We start from the raw sequence: 4,225 nt of genomic DNA on the forward strand, positions 1-4,225 counted from the left end.
ATCCGCAATAACGAGCGTCGCCGCAAAGAACAGGAACAGCAGCGTCTCGGCGCTTAAACTTCTCACCCCAAAAAGAGAACATAACTCAGAGTAACAGCGAAAAACCAGAGAAAGGCCAGAGAATTGAACAAGAGTCGCGAGAGTCACGGAGGGTTCGACTGAGGGTTACGAAATTTAACAGGAGCGATGGCCGTGACTGTATTTGAGACTTTTTGGAGCAAGACGATCCGGAGGACGCAAAAACAGGAGGCAACGGAAAAAAGTTCCGTATGTCTGAGCGCCAGCGAGTTCGCGGAACTGCCGTCGACTCCTATTTTTGCGAGTCGCACGCAAATCTTGTCTCAAATACAGTTATGCCGCCGTTTCTACAGAAGCTCCTATCTCTTGAAAACCCCTTTCGCGCCTTTCGCGTATTTCGCGGTTCGTTAGCAACATCTCTCGAATTTATTATCCAACCGCGAAAATCGCGAAAAGTACGAAATCAAAACTGAAAAATTCTGGTACAGCAAAAAGAAAAGCTCAGTCGTTTAGACTGAGCTTTTAATTATACATATGGAGCGGAAGACGAGATTCGAACTCGCGACCCTCGCCTTGGCAAGGCGATGCTCTACCACTGAGCCACTTCCGCAGATATCGATGCCGGAGCACCTCTTACGGATATGAATTATATCAACTTTAACCTCTTCTGGCAAGAGCTTTTTGTATTTTATGCAGAATTTTTATCTATTTTATGCTTTAAGATGCCGGCTACCGCGTTTCGTCATAGGCTTGCCCTCCTGGCAAAGAGGGCATTCTGCCGCTGCATAGGTTGGCACCGTTAAGTTAAGCAGCGCTTCTACCCGCAAACCGCCAAAATCCGCTTTACCGCCGCTGCGGTTTACCAGCAGGCCAACTCCTACAATATCGCCGCCTTGCGCGCGCACCACATCAACAACTTCTTTTACAGAGCCGCCGGTAGTTACAATATCTTCAACAATGAGTACTTTTTCACCAGGACGAATGAAAAAGCCCCGACGCAAGGCCATGGCGCCATTTTCCCGTTCTGTGAAAATAGCCCTAGTTTCTAAAGCTTTACCTACTTCATGAGCCAGCAGAATACCGCCGGTCATGGGGCCGATAACCACTTCTACGCCAGCATCAGCAAAGCGCTCCGCCAACTCCTTACAAAGGCGTTCCGTCTGTTTTGGCCACTGCAGCAGATTGAATTTTTCTACATACAGCGGACTATGCAAGCCGGACGTCAGCAGAAAATGCCCTTCCAAAATAGCTTCTGTCTCTTGCAGCAATTGTTTTACTTCCTCTTCACGCATGCTTATGCTCCTTCCATTTCCGCCGCCAAACGCCGCAGCGCCGCCAACGGATCTTCCGCTTTCGTTACAGGACGTCCAATTACCAGATGACTGGCGCCTGCGGCTAAAGCACTGGCGGGAGTCGCCACCCGCTGCTGATCGTCCACAGAGACGCCTGCCGGCCGAATGCCCGGCGTCACAATAGCAAAGTCCTTACCGCAGGCTTGGCGAATAGCAGCGGCTTCCTGAGGGGAAGCTACCACGCCCTGCAAGCCTGCCTCCTGCGTCAGCTGCGCCAAACGCAGCACCGCCTTATTTACGGGTTCTACCTGGCCCAGGCGCGCCCACTCGTCGCCGCCTATGCTGGTAAGAACGGTAACTGCCAGAACAACAGGCGCCTGCATGCCGCAGCGCAACGCTTCTTCTGCAACTACCTCGCCGGCGCGACGCATCATCTCCAGGCCACCCGAAGCATGCACGTTCAGCATATCCGCTCCCAAACGAGTCAAGGCCCCTAGACCTTTCGCCGCCGTATTGGGGATGTCATGCAGCTTGAGATCCAAGAAGACCTTCTTACCGGCCGCTTTCAAATGCCGTACAATATCGCCGCCGCTGCTATAAAAAAGTTCCATACCTACTTTATAATAGGCGGCTTCTTCTCCTAAAACACCGACCAGCGCCAACGCTTCTTCCTGTGAGGAATAGTCCAGCGCAATAATCCGCTTCTCTTTTCCGTTCATCCTTTACACTCCATTGCTCACAGCCTTAAAACCGGACTTGCCCGATCATCTGCTGCACATTTTCAAGGCCCCGCTGCTGCACATACGTTTCTAAGCCCTGCACTACCTCCAGCGCCGCTGTAGGATTGACAAATTGAGCCGTCCCCACAGCTACTGCAGTAGCGCCAGCTAAAAGAAATTCCGCCGCATCGTCGGCAGTCATAATACCGCCCATGCCGATAATTGGCACTTTTACCGCTTTCGCCACTTGATAGACCATGCGCACGGCCACGGGCTTCACCGCCGGCCCTGAAAGGCCGCCCACGCCGTTGCCCAGCTTAGGCTTCCAAGTATGAATATCAATCGCCATGCCGGTTAAAGTATTGATCAAGGAAATAGCGTCAGCTCCCGCCGCCTCTACGGCCTGGGCCATTTGTGCAATGTCCGTCACATTAGGAGACAGCTTCACGATAACCGGTTTTTTCGTACATGCCTTCACTGCTTCTACAACACCGGAAGCCATGGCGCAATCCGTGCCAAACGCCAAGCCTCCTTGCTTGACATTCGGGCAGGAAATATTGACCTCAAGCGCCGCCACGCCGTCTACGTCCAATTTTTCCGCCAATAAAGCGTATTCTTCTTCGGTACGCCCGGAAATATTGACAATAATATGCGTATCCAAAGCTTTTAGTTTGTCCAGCGTCTGCGTCAAAAATACATCCACCCCTGGATTCTCAAGACCGATGGAATTAAGCATGCCTGCTGGAGTTTCCACAATGCGCTGGCCGCTATTCCCGGGCCATGGCGTCAGCGTAGTACCCTTAACTACAATGGCTCCCAGTTTGGACACATCAAAAAACTCGCCGTATTCCAGACCAAAGCCAAAGGTTCCCGAAGCGGTCATAACCGGGTTCTTTAGGGTAAGACCGGCCAGCTTGACCGACATGGATGGATTAGGCATCGTAAAAAACCTCCTCCGCCTGGAAAACAGGTCCGTCTGTACAAACCTTGCGCCGTTTGCCTTCTTTATCCGCGCAGGTGCAAGACAGGCAGGCGCCTACGCCGCAAGCCATGTGTTTCTCTAAAGAAACCTGGCAAGACAATTTTTCTTGAGCCGCCCAGGCGGCCACCGCCTGCATCATAGGCTCCGGACCGCAGGTAAATACGCCGTCAACGCCTTGCGCCAACGCCTCCGGCAAACCCGCTACAACGGTCCCCTGCAAACCGCAGGAACCGTCATCCGTAGTGGCAATAAGCTGCGAGCATACGCCGCGAAATAAGTCCAGCCAGAATAGATCTTCCTCGCAGCGTCCGCCCAATACAATTTTAACCGGCAGAGGACAAAGTCGCTGCGCCAAAAAGAGCAGCGGCGCCAAACCAACTCCGCCACCAACCAACAAAGGCTGCTTTCCCTCTAATTTAAAGCCGTTCCCCAACGGCCCCATTAGATCCAACGCGGCTCCTGCAGTCATGGCGGACAGCAGTTTCGTGCCTTCTCCCACAACGCGGTAAATCAAAATCAGCGTTCCATCCTCTTGAGCCCCGGCTATGCTGATCGGACGGCGCAAAAGAGGCGCCGCCGTTACGGCGACTCGTACATGTACAAACTGCCCCGGCTGCGCCTGTCTTGCAATTTGAGGCGCTTTTAGCGCCAGGCGGTATACGCCGGGCGCTAAAAGTTCCTGCTGCAGCACGATGGCTTCTTCCACCAGCTTAGGCAAGAGCGTCTCCTCCTCCCACGTAATCCTGCAGTGCCAATACATACACCAAACGGCGGTCGCGCATAAAACGCATGACTTCCAGTACTTCCCGCACCGTATCCATTGACGTCAAGCAAGGAATGCCGTGTTCCACCGTAGCCCGACGGATACGATAGCCATCGCGCTCCATTTCCCGTCCTTGGGTCAGCGTATTGACCACCAAGTGAATCCCGCCGGTTTTTACCAAGCGAATAATATCATCTTTGCGCTGGTGAACTTTTTGCACCAGTTCTACTTCCAAGCCCAGCGAACGGAGATGCTTAGCGGTCCCTTCCGTAGCCAAGAGCTTATATCCCAACGCCGCAAATTTCAAAGCCATTTGTCCGGCCTCTTCCTTGTCTTTGTCCGCAACCGTAAAGAGCACCGAGCCATGGGCGGGAATGTTCATTCCTGCCGCTACCAACGCCTTGTAGAGCGCTCTGGCATAATGATAGTCAATACCCATAACTTCGCCGGT

4 protein-coding genes, 1 tRNA gene and 1 pseudogene are annotated in these 4,225 nt (G+C 52.9%); all 6 read right to left on the bottom strand.

Features of this window, described 5'->3' with window-relative positions; translation table 11 throughout:
• Positions 1–553 precede the first annotated feature (553 nt).
• A tRNA-Gly gene (locus tag PHF27_RS13550) sits at positions 554–628 on the bottom strand.
• A 100-nt stretch (positions 629–728) separates the two neighbouring features.
• Positions 729–1,310, bottom strand: a complete 582-nt coding sequence (gene pyrE / locus PHF27_RS13555; protein ID WP_018702725.1) for an orotate phosphoribosyltransferase — start codon at positions 1,308–1,310, stop codon at positions 729–731.
• Between the two features lie 2 nt (positions 1,311–1,312).
• On the bottom strand, positions 1,313–2,029 hold the full coding sequence (gene pyrF, locus PHF27_RS13560; protein WP_300071175.1) for an orotidine-5'-phosphate decarboxylase: 717 nt from the start codon (positions 2,027–2,029) through the stop codon (positions 1,313–1,315).
• Positions 2,030–2,054: 25 nt separating this feature from the next.
• Entirely contained in the window at positions 2,055–2,969 is a 915-nt protein-coding gene (locus PHF27_RS13565; RefSeq protein ID WP_300071178.1) for a dihydroorotate dehydrogenase, read from the bottom strand.
• On the bottom strand, positions 2,962–3,729 hold the full coding sequence (locus PHF27_RS13570; RefSeq protein ID WP_300071181.1) for a dihydroorotate dehydrogenase electron transfer subunit: 768 nt from the start codon (positions 3,727–3,729) through the stop codon (positions 2,962–2,964). Before PHF27_RS13570 ends, PHF27_RS13565 begins: the two co-directional genes overlap by 8 nt.
• A pseudogene (locus PHF27_RS13575) lies at positions 3,722–4,225 on the bottom strand (carbamoyl-phosphate synthase large subunit); the annotation flags it as partial. The gene PHF27_RS13570 and the pseudogene PHF27_RS13575, both read right to left, overlap by 8 nt.

It is taken from the genome of Anaeromusa sp. (genome assembly GCF_028691475.1).
Taxonomy (GTDB): domain Bacteria; phylum Bacillota; class Negativicutes; order Anaeromusales; family Anaeromusaceae; genus Anaeromusa.

Coding starts and splice junctions, on each gene's coding strand:
- PHF27_RS13565 (WP_300071178.1), bottom strand. CDS start 2,969: ATGCCTAATCCATCCATGTCGGTCAAGCTGGCCGGTCTTACCCTAAAG.
- pyrE (WP_018702725.1), bottom strand. CDS start 1,310: ATGCGTGAAGAGGAAGTAAAACAATTGCTGCAAGAGACAGAAGCTATT.
- pyrF (WP_300071175.1), bottom strand. CDS start 2,029: ATGAACGGAAAAGAGAAGCGGATTATTGCGCTGGACTATTCCTCACAG.